At 70.4% G+C, this 14,788-nt stretch carries 15 protein-coding genes; 11 read left to right on the plus strand and 4 right to left on the minus strand.

Translation table 11 applies throughout. The annotated features are described in order from the left end of the window. Positions 1 to 11: 11 nt before the first annotated feature. The 6 genes from ABTZ59_RS05520 to ABTZ59_RS05545 all read left to right on the plus strand — a co-directional run bounded on the left by ABTZ59_RS05520 (position 12) and on the right by ABTZ59_RS05545 (position 6,022). Positions 12 to 968, plus strand: coding sequence for a helix-turn-helix transcriptional regulator (locus ABTZ59_RS05520; protein WP_351391106.1), 957 nt, complete (start codon positions 12 to 14; stop codon positions 966 to 968). A gap of 29 nt (positions 969 to 997) precedes the next feature. Further along, the gene (locus tag ABTZ59_RS05525; RefSeq protein ID WP_351391109.1) at positions 998 to 1,258 is read left to right on the plus strand and encodes a hypothetical protein; all 261 of its coding nucleotides are present in this window, start codon (positions 998 to 1,000) and stop codon (positions 1,256 to 1,258) included. A 59-nt stretch (positions 1,259 to 1,317) separates the two neighbouring features. Continuing rightward, the gene (locus ABTZ59_RS05530; RefSeq protein WP_351391112.1) at positions 1,318 to 1,515 is read left to right on the plus strand and encodes a hypothetical protein; all 198 of its coding nucleotides are present in this window, start codon (positions 1,318 to 1,320) and stop codon (positions 1,513 to 1,515) included. 209 nt (positions 1,516 to 1,724) lie between these two features. Further along, positions 1,725 to 2,018, plus strand: coding sequence for a Sec-independent protein translocase subunit TatA (tatA, locus tag ABTZ59_RS05535; RefSeq protein WP_129772623.1), 294 nt, complete (start codon positions 1,725 to 1,727; stop codon positions 2,016 to 2,018). A 62-nt stretch (positions 2,019 to 2,080) separates the two neighbouring features. Beyond that, a complete protein-coding gene (gene tatC, locus ABTZ59_RS05540) occupies positions 2,081 to 3,034 on the plus strand; it encodes a twin-arginine translocase subunit TatC (protein WP_351391116.1) in 954 nt (317 codons plus the stop codon). Between the two features lie 159 nt (positions 3,035 to 3,193). Further along, a complete protein-coding gene (locus ABTZ59_RS05545; protein ID WP_351391121.1) occupies positions 3,194 to 6,022 on the plus strand; it encodes a DEAD/DEAH box helicase in 2,829 nt (942 codons plus the stop codon). Positions 6,023 to 6,113: 91 nt separating this feature from the next. Here the strand turns inward: ABTZ59_RS05545 and ABTZ59_RS05550 are convergent, their stop codons facing one another. Beyond that, complete coding sequence (locus ABTZ59_RS05550) at positions 6,114 to 6,695, minus strand: helix-turn-helix domain-containing protein (protein WP_351391124.1); 582 nt, start codon at positions 6,693 to 6,695, stop codon at positions 6,114 to 6,116. 87 nt (positions 6,696 to 6,782) lie between these two features. Here ABTZ59_RS05550 and ABTZ59_RS05555 point away from each other — a divergent pair, with 87 nt between their 5' ends. Next, positions 6,783 to 7,409 carry an SAM-dependent methyltransferase gene (locus ABTZ59_RS05555; protein WP_351391128.1) on the plus strand — a complete coding sequence of 209 codons (627 nt, stop codon included), beginning with the start codon at positions 6,783 to 6,785 and terminating at the stop codon, positions 7,407 to 7,409. Positions 7,410 to 7,465: 56 nt separating this feature from the next. After that, positions 7,466 to 7,966: a DinB family protein gene (locus tag ABTZ59_RS05560; protein ID WP_351391131.1), complete on the plus strand. Its 501-nt coding sequence runs from the start codon at positions 7,466 to 7,468 to the stop codon at positions 7,964 to 7,966. An 81-nt stretch (positions 7,967 to 8,047) separates the two neighbouring features. Here the strand turns inward: ABTZ59_RS05560 and ABTZ59_RS05565 are convergent, their stop codons facing one another. After that, positions 8,048 to 9,409: a cryptochrome/photolyase family protein gene (locus ABTZ59_RS05565; protein WP_351391134.1), complete on the minus strand. Its 1,362-nt coding sequence runs from the start codon at positions 9,407 to 9,409 to the stop codon at positions 8,048 to 8,050. 183 nt (positions 9,410 to 9,592) lie between these two features. On the opposite strand from ABTZ59_RS05565, the gene ABTZ59_RS05570 reads away from it, so the two are divergent. The 3 genes from ABTZ59_RS05570 to ABTZ59_RS05580 all read left to right on the plus strand — a co-directional run bounded on the left by ABTZ59_RS05570 (position 9,593) and on the right by ABTZ59_RS05580 (position 12,420). Beyond that, complete coding sequence (locus ABTZ59_RS05570; RefSeq protein WP_351391137.1) at positions 9,593 to 10,342, plus strand: PadR family transcriptional regulator; 750 nt, start codon at positions 9,593 to 9,595, stop codon at positions 10,340 to 10,342. Between the two features lie 204 nt (positions 10,343 to 10,546). Beyond that, the gene (locus ABTZ59_RS05575) at positions 10,547 to 11,644 is read left to right on the plus strand and encodes an ATP-binding cassette domain-containing protein (protein WP_351391140.1); all 1,098 of its coding nucleotides are present in this window, start codon (positions 10,547 to 10,549) and stop codon (positions 11,642 to 11,644) included. Beyond that, positions 11,641 to 12,420 carry an ABC transporter permease gene (locus ABTZ59_RS05580; protein WP_351391144.1) on the plus strand — a complete coding sequence of 260 codons (780 nt, stop codon included), beginning with the start codon at positions 11,641 to 11,643 and terminating at the stop codon, positions 12,418 to 12,420. The genes ABTZ59_RS05575 and ABTZ59_RS05580 overlap by 4 nt, the downstream gene beginning before the upstream one ends. A 176-nt stretch (positions 12,421 to 12,596) precedes the next feature. Here the strand turns inward: ABTZ59_RS05580 and ABTZ59_RS05585 are convergent, their stop codons facing one another. Both ABTZ59_RS05585 and ABTZ59_RS05590 read right to left on the minus strand, forming a co-directional pair. Beyond that, positions 12,597 to 13,442, minus strand: a complete 846-nt coding sequence (locus tag ABTZ59_RS05585; RefSeq protein WP_351391149.1) for a siderophore-interacting protein — start codon at positions 13,440 to 13,442, stop codon at positions 12,597 to 12,599. A gap of 48 nt (positions 13,443 to 13,490) precedes the next feature. After that, positions 13,491 to 14,396, minus strand: coding sequence for a 5'-3' exonuclease (locus ABTZ59_RS05590; RefSeq protein ID WP_351391707.1), 906 nt, complete (start codon positions 14,394 to 14,396; stop codon positions 13,491 to 13,493). Positions 14,397 to 14,788 lie beyond the last annotated feature (392 nt).

Here is a 14,788-nt window from a genome sequence, read left to right on the forward strand (position 1 = left end):
CGCGTACAACTATGGCAGCCAACGCCATCGACCAGACCCGGCGGATGCTCTCGCTGGTGACCTATCTGCGGGAGCGCCCGGGCGCTCATGTCAGCGATGTCGCCCGCGCCTTCGGCATCAGCGAGGACGAGCTGATCTCCGATCTCGATGTGCTGCCCATGTGCGGGACCAGCTTCCGCGGCGGCGATCTGCTCGACATCGACACCGACGGCGACCGCATCTGGTGGCACAACCCCGACGATGTCGCCGAGCCGCTGCGGCTCGCGGCCGACGAGGCCACGGCGCTGCTCGTCGCCGCCCGCGCCGTCGCCACCCTGCCGGGGTTGCGCGAGGGCGACCGGCAGGCGCTGCTGCGCGCCACCGCCAAGCTGGAGACGGCGGCCGGGGAGGCCGCGGGCGCGAGCTCCCGGCTCTCGGTGACCTTCGAGTCCGAGGGCGGGGTGTTCGCCGAGGTCGACCGCGCCATCTCGGAGCGTCGGCGGTTGTGGCTGCGCTACTACTCACCGGCGCGTGACGAGCTGACGGAGCGTGAGGTCGACCCGATCCGGCTGTTCGCCGTGGGGCACACCTATATGGAGGCCTGGTGCCGGCTCTCCGAGGCGCGGCGTACGTTCCGCCTCGACCGGGTCGCCGAGATCAGGCTGCTTGACGCACCGGCCGCGCCCCCGGAGCTGGAGCTGAGGGATCTGTCGGAAGGGCTGGTGCAGCCCTCGGCCGAGGACCCCGAGGTGGTGATCGAGGTGGGTCCGGGCGGCCGGTGGGTGGCGGAGTACTACCCGCACGACAGCGCGGTCGAACTCCCCGACGGCGGGCTGCGGATCACGCTGCGCACCCCCGCGCCCGCCTCGCTCAGACGGCTGGCTCTGCGGCTCGGCGGGGACGGACGCATCGTCTCGCCGCCGGAGCTGGCCGAGAGCGCGCGGCTGGCGGCGGGCGAGGCGCTCGCGGCCTATGACGACCACCGGTGAACGGCCGAGGACGAGGAGAACCACGCGCAATGTCGACCATAGCTGGGCTGTCCGGACTTTCGACCGTCGCTCCGGTGCTCTTCAAGGCGGCCTGTCCCGAGTGCCGGGCCCGCTTCGAACTCTCCGCGGGCGCCCTGCGCCTGGCGATCGGCGCCAGCGCCAAGACCACCTTCTACTCCTTCACCTGTCCCGAGTGCGAGGCCATGGTGCGCAAGCCCGCGGGGGAGCGGATCGTCGAACTCCTCACCGGCGGCGGGGTGCGCACGCTGCGGCTCCACTCCACGCCCTGAACGACGTCCCCGAAGCTCGTCCCGAAACCCCACTTCCTCGAACGGTCTAGGCTCTGCCCATGTTCTGGCCCATGCTCGCCATCGCCCTGGGGTTCTGTGGTATCGCCGTGCTCGGCGTTTTGGCCGTCCGCGTCTTCGTGGAAGCCCAGCGGCTCGGCCGTCAGGTCGCCAGCACCACCGAGACGATCAACCGGGCCGCCGAGGACCTGGAGCGCGCGGCGACCCGGCTCGCCACCACGGGCGAGACGCTGAGGTAGCGACGCCCCCTGCTCACCGGCCAAATTGCGGGGTACGCTGCACAGCGTGGCCCCGGGAGCGAGGCGCGGGCCGCCGACGGAAGTACGCACAGGGATTGCCCCGTGTTCACCCCTGCGCGTTACGATCCCTGCGCAACCACGTCGGACAAGAGTCCGGCCGAATCTGTGCGGGCCCCTCCCATGCCGCCTCGGTGAGAAGGTAAAAGCTTATGTTCGGAAGGCTCGGTCCCACCGAGATCATTCTCATCCTCGTCGTGATCGTCCTGCTGTTCGGCGCGAAGAAGCTTCCCGACATGGCGCGTTCGCTCGGCAAGTCGGCCCGTATCCTCAAGAGCGAGGCCAAGGCGATGAAGTCGGAGGGCCAGCAGACGGCCCCCGCGGAGCCGAAGGGCGACGAGACCGCTCAGGACCACGTCGTGCCGCGTACGATCCAGGCCGCGCCCGGAGATGTGACCAGCGCGCGCCCGGTGACCGAGCCGACGGACTCGACCACCAAGCGCTGACACCTGGGCCGAAGCGGGTAGCGTTGTCGCCGGCCGCCCGCCGCACGAGATGAGGACGTGGGTTGCTTAAGTCTGCCCGCAAAAAGGAGACCGATCCCGAGGGGCGGATGCCCCTGGTGGAGCACCTGCGTGAGCTGCGCAACAGGCTCGCCAAGGCGCTGGTGGCGATCGTCGTCGTGACGCTCGTCTCCGCGTTCTTCTACAAGGACATCATCGAGTTCTTCACCGACCCCATCCTGAAGTCGGTCGGATGCGAAGCGAGCTTCACGGAGCTGGCCAAGCAGGACGGCGGCCCCTGTGCCCGCATTGTCCTGAATGGTCTGCTGACTCCCTTCACCCTGGCGCTGAAGGTCTCCCTGACGGCCGGTGTCGTGGTCTCCTCACCGATCTGGCTCTACCAGCTGTGGGCGTTCGTCGCCCCGGGGCTGCACAAGGCGGAGAAGAAGTACTCGCTCGCCTTCGTGGCGGCGGGCTTCCCGCTCTTCCTGGCCGGTGGCTTCTTCGCGTACACGACGCTGCCGACGATGGCGGTCGTCCTGCTGGACTTCTCGCCCGCCAACCTGGACAACCAGCTTCCGCTGGATGATCTGCTCGATCTGATCACCCGCATGGTCGTGGTCTTCGGTCTGGCCTTCGAGCTGCCGCTGCTGCTGGTGATGCTCAACCTCGGCGGGGTCATCACCGGCAAGCGGATGGCCAGCTGGTGGCGAGCCATGATCATGGGCATCACCGTGTTCTCCGCGGTGGCCACGCCCAGCACCGACCCGCTCACCATGATGGGTCTGGCGGTGCCGATCTGGGTGCTGTACTTCGTCGCCACGGCGATCTCGCTCCTGAACGACCGCCGCAAGGGACGGCGCGAGGCCATGGGGCCCGGCGACGACGAGGCCTCGGACCTGGATCTGACCCCGGAGGCCGTCGGCGAGATCGAACCCGTCTCGGCGCCGCCCGCTCTTTCCGAGCGGCCGGACAGCGGCGGTACGAAGCGGCTGAACGGTTACGACGACGTCACCTGACCGTGGTGGTCCCGCCGGGAGACCGGTGGGACCACCACGCTCGTCCATGCCTCCCACGGGTCCCCGTAGGGAGGCTTTCCAGTCCCCGCAGGGGGGCTTTCCAAGGGCGATTAAAGATCGGGCTGACTGTCAGAGGTGGCGGGTAGGCTCGACTTCAAGATGACAGAGGACCTCTCACCAGCCGAGCGCTACGCCGCTTCCCGGATCCGCGCCGCCGACCAGGCCACGGCGCTCGCTCCCTTCCGCGAGATGTACGACTTCGGCCTGGACCCCTTCCAGATCGAGGCATGCCAGGCCCTGGAGGCGGGGAAGGGCGTGCTGGTCGCCGCGCCCACCGGCTCGGGCAAGACGATCGTCGGCGAGTTCGCCGTGCACCTGGCCCTGGCCGAGGGCCGCAAGTGCTTCTACACGACGCCCATCAAGGCGCTCTCCAACCAGAAGTACGCCGATCTGGCCAAGCGCTACGGCGCCGCCAAGGTCGGCCTGTTGACCGGGGACAACAGCGTCAACGCGGACGCTCCGGTGGTCGTCATGACCACCGAGGTGCTGCGCAACATGCTCTACGCGGGATCCCAGGCGCTCAGCGGGCTCGGCTATGTGGTGATGGACGAGGTGCACTACCTCTCCGACCGCTTCCGCGGCGCCGTCTGGGAAGAGGTGATCATCCATCTCCCCGAGTCGGTCACACTCGTCTCACTCTCGGCGACGGTCTCCAATGCCGAGGAGTTCGGTGACTGGCTGGACACCGTCCGTGGTGACACCGAAGTGATCGTCTCCGAGCACCGGCCCGTGCCGCTCTGGCAGCATGTGATGGCCGGGCGCCGGATGTACGACCTCTTCGAGGAGGAGACCGACCACGGCGGGCGCGGGGCCGGCAAGCGCGAGGTCAGCCCGGATCTCGTCCGGCTGGCGCGGATGGAGAACCAGCGCACGTACAACCCGCGCGAACGCCGGCGCGGGAAGATGATCCGCGAGGCGGACCGCGAGCGCGAGCGCCGCCAGCGCTCCCGGATCTGGACGCCGGGCAGGCCCGAGGTCATCGAGCGCCTCGACGCCGAGGGACTGCTGCCGGCGATCACGTTCATCTTCAGCCGGGCCGGCTGCGAGGCCGCCGTACAGCAGTGCATGTATGCGGGGCTGCGGCTCAACAACGACGAGGCGCGCCGCCGGGTCCGTGAGATCGTCGAGGAGCGCACGGCCTCCATCCCCGGTGAGGACCTTCATGTCCTCGGCTACTACGAGTGGCTGGAGGGCCTGGAGCGCGGCATCGCCGCGCACCACGCAGGAATGCTGCCGACCTTCAAGGAGGTCGTGGAGGAGTTGTTCGTCCGCGGCCTGGTCAAGGCGGTCTTCGCGACCGAGACCCTGGCGCTCGGCATCAACATGCCGGCCAGATCCGTGGTCCTGGAGAAGCTCGTCAAGTGGAACGGCGAACAGCACGCCGACATCACCCCCGGCGAGTACACGCAGCTGACCGGGCGGGCCGGGCGGCGCGGTATCGACGTCGAGGGCCACGCCGTGGTGCTCTGGCAGCGCGGTATGGACCCGGGCGCGCTCGCCGGGCTCGCGGGGACGCGGACCTATCCACTGCGCTCCAGCTTCCGGCCCTCGTACAACATGGCCGTCAATCTCGTACAGCAGTTCGGCAGGCACCGCTCGCGCGAGCTGCTGGAGACCTCCTTCGCCCAGTTCCAGGCCGACAAGTCGGTCGTCGGGATCTCCCGGCAGGTCCAGCGCAACGAGGAGGGTCTCGACGGCTACCGGGAGGGGATGACCTGCCATCTGGGGGACTTCGGGGAGTACGCGCGCATGCGCCGCGAACTGAAGGACCGCGAGACCGAGCTGGCCAAACAGGGCGCGGCGCAGCGCCGGGCCGCCGCGGCCTCGTCGCTGGAGAAGCTCAAGCCGGGCGATGTCATTCATGTGCCGACCGGGAAGTTCTCCGGTCTGGCGCTGGTGCTCGACCCCGGACTGCCGGCCGGCCGCGCCAATGGCCACCGGGGGCTGGAGTACCAGGACGGGCCACGGCCGCTCGTACTGACCGCCGAGCGCCAGGTCAAGCGGCTGGCCTCGATGGACTTCCCGGTGCCGGTGGAGGCGCTGGAACGGATGCGTATCCCCAAGTCGTTCAACGCGCGCTCCCCGCAGTCGCGTCGTGATCTGGCGTCCGCGCTGCGTACGAAGGCCGGACACATCGTGCCCGAGCGGCACCGCAAGCAGCGTGCCGCCGCGGCGGACGACCGGGAGATCGTCCGGCTCCGTACGGAACTGCGCGCCCACCCGTGCCACGGCTGCGACGAGCGGGAGGACCACGCCCGCTGGGCCGAGCGCTACCACCGGCTCCAGCGGGACACCCGGCAACTGGAGCGCAGGATCGAGGGGCGGACGAACACCATCGCCCGGACCTTCGATCGGATCGTCGCGCTCCTCACCGAGCTGGACTATCTGCGCGGGGACGAGGTCACGGCGCACGGACGGCGGCTGGCCAGGCTCTACGGCGAGTTGGACCTCCTGGCGAGTGAGTGCCTGCGGGACCGGGTGTGGGAGGGACTCTCCCCGGCCGAGCTGGCCGCCTGCGTCTCGGCGCTGGTGTATGAGGCCAGGCAGTCGGACGACGCGGTGGCGCCCAAGGTCCCGTCGGGCGCGGCGAAGGCCGCGCTGGGCGAGATGGTCCGTATCTGGGGCCGACTGGACGCCCTGGAAGAGGACTTGAAGATCAGTCAGGCGGAGGGCGTCGGACAGCGCGAGCCCGATCTCGGCTTCGCCTGGGCGGTCTATATGTGGGCCTCGGGCAAGGGGCTGGACGAGGTGCTGCGCGAGGCCGAGATGCCGGCCGGTGACTTCGTGCGCTGGTGCAAGCAGGTCATCGATGTGCTCGGCCAGATCGCCGCCGCCGCACCGCGCGAGAACAGTACGGTCGCGAAGAACGCCCGTAAGGCGGTCGAGGCGGTGCTGCGCGGGGTGGTGGCGTACAGCTCGGTCGGCTGACCGTGTGCTGAGAGCCGTGGGTGTGAGGCCCCGTCGGGTGGGTTCCGGCGGGGCGCCCGCGCGTTCTGCACGGACGCGGGCTCGCTACCCGCTACCGATCGGGGCCGACGCGTATATGCGCACGCATCCCCTGTAGGCCGAACAGGATGAGAAGTTCGACCACGCCGCCGTCCGCGCTGCCCAGCCAGTGCGGCAGGGACGTGTCGAACTCGGCCGCCTCACCGGGCGGCAATGTCACGTCGCGCTCGCCGAGCACCAGCCGCAGGCGGCCGTTGAGCACATACAGCCATTCGAAGCCTTCGTGAGTCTGCGGGGTCGGTTCGAGCGGATGCGGCCGGGCCGGGATGATCATCTTGAAGGCGTGCATCCCGCCCGGTCGTCGGGACAGCGGAACGAAGATCATCCCGTGCCGCTGGATCGGCTTCAGATGGATCCGGGGGTCGCCTGTACGCGGGGCACCGACGAGGTCGTCCAGCGGAACGTCGTACGTACGGGCCAGCGGCAGCAGCAACTCCAGGGTCGCCCGGCGCTGCCCGCTCTCCAGCCGGGACAGGGTGCTCTCGGACACCCCGGTCATCGCCGCGAGGTCGGCGAGGGTGATGCCGCGGTCGCGACGCAGCGCACGCAACCGGGGTCCCACCGCACCGAGCACGTCTTCCGTTCCACGGTCCACAGGCCCATCTTGCCAGAACCGCAAGTTTTCGTGCCAGGTCGTGGTGCGCCCGCCGAGACTGAGCGCATCCCGACAGAAGGAGCCCCGATGAGCACCAACGATGCGGCCACGTTCTGGGAAGACGTCTACGCGGCCCGACCGGCGGCCACCGACCCGCGGCCGAACGACCGTCTCGTGGACACGGTGACGGGCCTGCCGCCCGGTGACGTGCTGGACCTTGGATGCGGCGACGGCGGCGACGCGCTGTGGCTCGTCCGCCAGGGGTGGCAGGTCACCGCCGTCGACATCTCGGCCATGGCGGTCGAGCGGCTCGCCGGCCTCGCCCGCTCACGCGGCCTGGCCGACCGGGTCGTCGCCGAGCGGCATGACCTTCAAGAGTCCTTCCCGCGGGGCGAGTTCGACCTGATCTGCGCCCACTACCTGCAAACCCCCTATGACCTGGACAGGGCGACCGTCCTGCGCTCGGCCGCGCACGCGCTGAGTGTGGGCGGGCGGCTGCTGGTCGTCGACCATGGCTCGACCGCGCCATGGTCGTGGAACCAGGATCCTGACGTCCGTTTCCCGACCCCGAGGGAAGTCGCCGCGGGTATCGATCTGGACCCGGCGACGTGGACCGTGGAGCGGGCCGACGCTCCCCGCCGGATCGCGACCGGACCTGACGGGCGAACCGCCGAGGTCACGGACCACGTCCTGCTCGTCCGCCGTACGGCCTGACACGGACTCACGCCTGACCCGGCGCGACGAACGGCTCTCCCACGAAGGAACCACCCATGCCCACCACCTCCCGCCGCGATCGGCGCGGCGACACCCCGCCACCCCGGACCGGAAGCAGCGAGACCGAGGTCCTGCGCGGCTTCCTCGACTATCTGCGGATGTCGATGGCCGCGAAGGTCGAGGGCGCTCCCGAACCGCAGGTCCGAACAGCGGGAGTGCCCTCGGGAACGAACCTGCTCGGCCTCCTCAATCACCTCACGTTCGTCGAGCGCGCGACGTTCCTCGGGGACAGAGTCACCGACTGGCAGGCGACGTTCCGGGCCGCACCGGCGGACGGCGTGGCCGACGTCGTCGCCCGGTACCGGGAGACGGCCGAGCGCGCGAACGGCGTTCTCGACGGGTGCGCCGATCTCGGCGCACCGGTTCCCCGGCCTCGGCCGGGAAGTCCCGCTCCCAGCGTCCGCTGGGCACTCACGCACATGATCGAGGAGACCGGCCGCCATGCCGGGCACGCGGACATCCTCCGCGAACTGATCGACGGCACGACCGGGCGCTGACTTCGCGACCCCACCACCTGCTCCACTCCAGGACCGTGGCGCGCCATCCCTCGCGTCATGGCCGTCATCGCGGCGCCCTGGTCAGTCGAGACCTCGGGCCCGGAGGAAGCGGTCCCGGCCCTCCGCGAGATCCACGATCGGCTCCGGATAGTCGAGCCGGGCCCGCTCCCGGCCGTCCAGCAGCCACGGTTGATGGACGGCGGCCCTCGCCACTTCCGCCAGCTCCGGCACCCAGCGCCGTACGTAGTCGCCGCGCGGATCGAACCGTCCGGCCTGGGTGAGCGGGTTGAGGACCCGGTTGGGGCGGGTGTCCGTGCCGGTGCCCGCCGTCCATTGCCAGTTGAGCTGGTTGTTGGCGAGGTCGCCGTCCACCAGCAGATCCAGGAAGTGCCGCGCGCCCACGCGCCAGTCCGCGTACAGGGTCTTGGTCAGGAAGCTCGCCACCAGCAGCCGCCCACGGTTGTGCATCCAGCCCTCGTACGACAGTTGGCGCATGGCGGCGTCGACAACCGGGAAGCCGGTGCGCCCCTCCCGCCAGGCGCTGATCTCCTTCTCGTCCGTACGCCAGTGATCCCCGCGCGGCCGGTAGTCCGACCAGGCGGAGGCGGGGCGCGCCGCCAGTACCTGGTGGTGGAAGTCCCGCCAGGCCAACTGCCGTACGAACGCCGCCGCCCCCGCACCGCGCCGGCGCCGCGCCCGGTGCACCACCTCCGCCGGGGAGAGACAGCCGAAATGGAGGTACGGCGAGAGCCGGGAGGTCGCGTCGCCTGCCAGGTCGTCGTGGCGGTCCTCGTACGACTCGATCCCGTTGGCCAGCCAGGCCATCAGCCGCTTGCGCGCCACCTCCTCGCCGCCCTGGGCCAGACCGGGCGAGACCCCCTCGACCGCACCGCGCGCGGGCAGCGGTTCACCGCCGATCCGCGGCACCCGTACGCTCCTGGGCGCGGCCGTCACCGCACGCGGGCCCGTCTCCTCCCAGCGGCGGAAGTACGGGGTGAAGACCGCGAAATGGTCCTTGCCCGCCGGGGCGATCTGTCCCGGCGCCGTCGCCGTGATCACCGCGTCGTGCACGGTCAGGGCGGCTCCGGCGGCCGTCAGCTCCGTACGCAGCCGTTCCTCCCGGCGCGCCGCGTAGCGGCTCACCCCGCCCGCCACATGGACCTGTTCGGCGCCGCTCTCGCGTACCACCCGGCAGACCTGCTCGACGGGATCACCCGAACGAATGACCAGCCGACCGCCGCGCTCACGCAGGGCGGTGTCCAGTGAGGCCAGGCAGTCGGCGAGGAAGGCGCGGCGGTTGGGCGCGTCGAAGCCCGCCGCCGCGATGCCCGGATCGCGGACGAAGAGCGGAACCACCTGCTCGGCGCCGTCCAGCGCGGCGCGCAGCACCGGCTGGTCGTGCACCCGTAGATCGGAGGTGAAGAGCACCACCGCAACGCTCATGTCCCAGCCCCTCGCTGCCTCTACCGGAAACTCGGTCCTTACCTTTACCCCTCCCTCGCCGCTCGTCTCCCTCACCGTTCGTGCGAGATTTACGATGTATCGCGATTGACGGTCGCGGGGGTTTCGAGATATGTTCGCAGCCGAGTATTTGGAGTGGAGTAACGGAAGGGTGGGGTGGTCGCGATGGGGGCGAAGCGACGCAAGCTGAGCAATCCGCTGGCGCTCGCGGTGATGGCGCTGCTCTCGGAGCGACCGATGCACCCGTACCAGATCGCGCAGACGCTGCGTCAGCGCGGCAAGGAGAGCAGCGTCAAGATCAACTTCGGCTCGCTCTACACCGTCGTCCAGAACCTGGAGAAGCACGGCTTCGTGGAGGTGGCCGAGGTGCAGCGGCAGGGCAACAGGCCCGAGCGGACGCTGTACGGCCTCACCTCCGCCGGGCACGAGGAGATGCTGGAGTGGATGGCGGATCTGCTGGCCGTCCCCACCCATGAGTTCCCGCTGTTCGAGACCGCCCTCTCGCTGATGGGAGTCCTGCCGCCGGACGAGGTGACCTCGCTGCTGGAGGAGCGGATGTCGGCGCTGCGCGTCCAGGCGGCGGGCATGCGGGGTGTGCTGGAGGCGCTTTACGAGACGCTGCCACGGCTCTTCGTCATAGAGACCGAGTTCCGGCTGCGCATGATCGAGGCCGAGGAGGCCTGGATCCATGGTTTCGTCAAGGAGATCGGCGAGGGATCGCTCTCCGGTCTCGACGGCTGGCGGACCCTGCACGAGACCGGCCGGCCGCCGCCGGAGTGGCAGGAGCTGGGGCAGGAGCGGCCGTTGGACACCGCGGGGGAGCCCGATACGGCGGTCGAGTCCGATACGGCGGGGGCGTCCGACACCGCCGTATCGGACACCGTGAGGGAGGGGGACCACTCCCGGAAACCCTGACCCGGCCGACTACGGCCCTTCACGGAAACAACCCCGGCGGTCGCTGTTGCAGCAGCGCCCGCCGGGGTCTCTCACCCCGGACCGGGCCACCGTGAGGGCGCCCGGGCGATCGAGGCGCGGCACGCCCAAGGATAGCCCGGCGCTCTTCACGTGGACCGGCTCGGCCTCCCCCGAGCAACCCGCTCACCACAGGAGAGCTCAACCATGAGTACCGGAACCACACGCACCCGATCCACGAGTACCGGAACGCCCGTCGTACGGGCGGACGATCTGGTCAAGACCTATCCCGGCGGAGTCACCGCCCTGAACGGCCTGGGCCTCACCGTCGAGGCGGGCACCGTCCTCGGACTGCTCGGCCCCAACGGCGCGGGGAAGTCCACCACCGTCAAGATCCTCACCACCCTCGCCCGCCCCGACAGTGGTACGGCCACGGTCGCCGGACACGATGTGCTGCGCCATCCCGATCGGGTACGCCGCGCGATCGGCGTCGTCGCCCAGAAGTCCGGCGCCGATCCCGCCGCCACCGGCCGGGAGAACCTCGTCCTCCAGGGCAGGCTGTACGGCCTGCGGGGCGCGGAACTGAACCGGCGCGTCGATGAGTTGCTGGAGCGGTTCGCTCTCACCGACGCCGCGCGGCGGCTGGTCAAGGGGTACTCCGGCGGTATGCGGCGCAGGCTCGATGTGGCGCTCGGGCTGGTCCACCGGCCCGAAGTGCTTTTCCTGGACGAGCCGACGACCGGGCTCGACCCGGAGGCACGTGCCGCCATGTGGGACGAGATCACCCGGCTCGCCGGCGACGAGGGCCTGACGATCCTGCTCACCACGCACTATCTGGAGGAGGCCGACCGGCTCGCCGAGCGCATCGCGATCGTCGACCGCGGCCGGATCGTGGTCGAGGGCACCCCCGACGCGCTCAAGGGTGAACTGCGCGGCGACGCCGTCCATCTGGAGCTGCGCGCCGACGGAGACCGGGCGGCCCTCACCGACGTACTCACCGGGCTGGGCGGACTGCACGACCTGGCGGTCGACGGCCGCCGGATCAGCGTCCGAGCCGATGACGGCGCCGCCGCCGTGCCCGTCCTGCTCGCCGCGCTGGAGCGGGCCGGAGCGACCGTGGCCGCCGCCACCGTGGCGCGCCCCTCCCTGGACGATGTCTATCTGCGGTACGCGGGGCGTCGGTTCTCCGAGGCCGAGGCGCAGGCGGACACCGCGGGAGCCGGCGCTCACGGCGCTCATGGCACTCCCCACAGCTCCAGCACCCCCGACGCTCCCGTTCAGGCCACCGCCGGAGGCGCCCGATGAGTACCGAAACCCTCGCCCACACCTGGTATATGACGCAGCGCCAGCTGATGGCGATCGTGCGCCAGCCCGTCTTTCTGCTGATCTCGCTGATCCAGCCGGTGATCTGGCTGTTCCTCTTCGGCAATCTCTTCAAGAGAGTGGTCGAGCTGGGCGGCTTCGGCACGACGACCTATCTGGACTATCTGGTCCCGGGCATCGTGGTGATGAGCGCGCTCGGCTCCAGCATGTGGGCCGGGATGGGGACGCTGGAGGAGATCGAACGCGGCACACTCAACCGCTTCCTGACCACCCCGGTCAGCCGCAGCGCCCTCATGAACGCCAATGTCGTACAGAACGGCATCAGCACGGCCTGCCAGTCCGTGATCATCGTGCTGCTCGGTCTGCTCGGCGGGGCACGCTACCCCGGCGGGGTGGGCGGGCTGATCGTGCTGGTCGCCGCCTCGATCCTGCTCGGCACGGTCTTCGGGGCGCTCTCCAACGCGCTGGGCATGCTGGTGCGCGAGCGCGAGTCGATCATCGGCATCAATACGTTTCTGCTGCTGCCGCTGACGTTTCTCTCCTCCGCCTTCATGGCGCCCGCCCAGATGCCGTCCTGGATGGCCACGATCGCGGACTTCAACCCGGTCAACTGGGCGATGGTCGCGGGGCGTTCCGCGCTGGCGGCCGAGCCCGACTGGGGCGATGTCCTCAGCAGGGGCGGCGCGCTGCTGGTCCTGGCGGTGGCGGCGGTCTGGCTGTCGACCCGTACGTTCCGCTCGTACCAGAAGTCCGTCTAGGACGTGGCTTCGACGTAGCGCCGTCCGCCCGCCGGGCGGGCGGGACTTTGAAGACACGCTCCAGGGCGCGTCCCCCGGCTCCCGCTCCCCACGGCGGGCCCCGAGCGCTCGGACCCGGCTCGCAAGCGCGGCACGGGCCGAGGGCTCGGGGTCATGGGACGGGGGCTGGGGCCGGCTCAGGCGGCAGGGGCCTCCTGCTCGCGCTCCACCTGCTCATTCCACTCCCGCTTGACGCTGCGCCAGGCCTCGTCGGTCTGGCCGAGTCGCCAGTACCCCGAGACGGACATCCGCTCGCGCGGGACATTGCGCTCCAGCCGCAGATGGCGGCGTAGCTCCTTCACGAAGCCCGCCTCGCCGTGCACGAAAGCGTGGACGTCCCCGGCGGGGAAATCGAGTCCGCGGACGGCGCTGATCAGGGCTTCGCCCACCGGACGCCCGCCGCGGTGCAGCCAGGTGATCCCGGTCCCGTCGGGTGCCGTGATCTTCTGCTCCTCCTCGGCGCCCGAGATCTCGACGAAGGCATGGACGAGAGCGCCGGCCGGTACCCGCTCCAGTGACGCGGCGATCGCGGGCAGGGCGCTCTCGTCCCCCACCAGCAGATGCCAGTCCGCCGCCGGGTCCGGCGCGTAGAGACCGCCGGGGCCGAGGAACCGTACCGTCTCGCCCGGCTGTACGCGCGCGGCCCACGGACCCGCCAGCCCCTCGTCGCCGTGCACGACGAAGTCGATGGCCATCTCCCGCGCCGCCGGGTCCCAACCGCGCACCGTGTACGTGCGGTTGGTGGGCCACTGGTCGCGCGGGAACTCCGCGCGGATGCGCTCCAGGTCGAACGGCTCGGGGTAGCTGACCCCTTCGGGGGCGAACAGCACCTTGACGTAGTGATCGCTGAACTCGCCGCACTCCACCGCGGCCAGCCCTTCACCGCCCAGGACCACACGCACCATGTGCGGGGTGAGCCACTCGGTGCGTACGACCTGCCCCTCATGGGCCTTCGGTGACGTGCGGGCCGGCTTGTCTGCCACGGCGGTCTCCCTGACGGTTGCGCTGCTTAGGTTTACCTAAGCTAACACTCACGACTGGAGGGTGGCGAGCAGTCGTCGTAGCGCGCCACCCAGCCCCCACCGGGTGGCGAGCGCGTCGACCATGGCCGGATCGCGCGGCCCGGCGGGCAGCGTCGGGTCGAAGTCCGGCAGCGGTACGTCCCCCGCCACCCGGACCACCGTGGGCGCGACCGCCACATACTCCCGGGCCTCGTCCAGCCGCTTGCGCTGGGACGGGGTGAGCTTCGAGCGCGGGTCGTCGACCGCCGCCATGATCCCGGCCAGATCACCGAAGGCGTCGAGCAGCTTGGCCGCGGTCTTCTCGCCGATCCCCGGCACCCCGGGCAGTCCGTCGCTCGGGTCCCCGCGCAGCAGGGCCAGATCGACATAGCCGGGGCCGTCCACGCCGTACTTCTCGCGCAGCGCCGCCTCGTCGGTGAGATGCAGCGAGCCCACCCCCTTGAGGGGGTAGAGCACCCGCACACCACGCGTGTCGTCGATCAGCTGATAAAGATCGCGGTCGCCGGTGACGATGTCCACCGGGCCCGTCGCCCGGCCGGCGAGCGTGCCGATCACATCGTCCGCCTCGTATCCCGCGACGCCGACCCTGGCGATGCCCAGCGCGTCGAGCACCGCCTCGATGATCGGGACCTGCGGCGCCAGTGTGTCCGGGGTGTCCTCCTCGTCGGGCCCCTCCTCATGGGGGCGTGCCACGCGGTGGGCCTTGTAGGTGGGGATCAGCTCCACCCGCCACGCGGGCCGCCAGTCCGCGTCCATGCACGCCACCAACTCGTCCGGGCGGTGGTCCTGGACCAGGCGGCCGATGAAGTCCAGCAGCCCGCGCACCGCGTTGACCGGGGTGCCGTCGGGGGCCCGCACGGAGTCGGGGACCCCGAAGTAGGCCCGGTAGTAGAGGGAGGCGGTGTCGAGGAGCATCAGGCGTCGCGTCACACCCCGATGATGCCCCAGCCCACTGACAACGCCCGCCTACCGCACCCCGTCGGACTCCGTGAGAGCGGCGTCCGACGGACCCCGCGAGAGCGGCGGGGCGCGTGGTCACCGTCGGTGATCGGGCGGTCCCGGAAAGGGCCTTTCGCGTCGAAGTGTTCGCTCAGGAGAGTGACCTGGGACACCTTTCTGTTTGGTCGGTGTAAGTGCGGGCAGGCGCGCGACTGGAGCGAACCAGATCGCGATTTCACACACCGTGTCGGGTACGCGGACAGAATCCGCCCGCTCCACGGCCCGGCCGCGGGGGTGACGGGCCGTTTTCCGTTCAACGCGTGAGGTGTATGTGTCCAGGCTGCAAGCCGAGCACTTGTACAAGGTAT

Source organism: Streptomyces sp. NPDC094034, assembly GCF_040303865.1.
GTDB lineage: Bacteria > Actinomycetota > Actinomycetes > Streptomycetales > Streptomycetaceae > Streptomyces.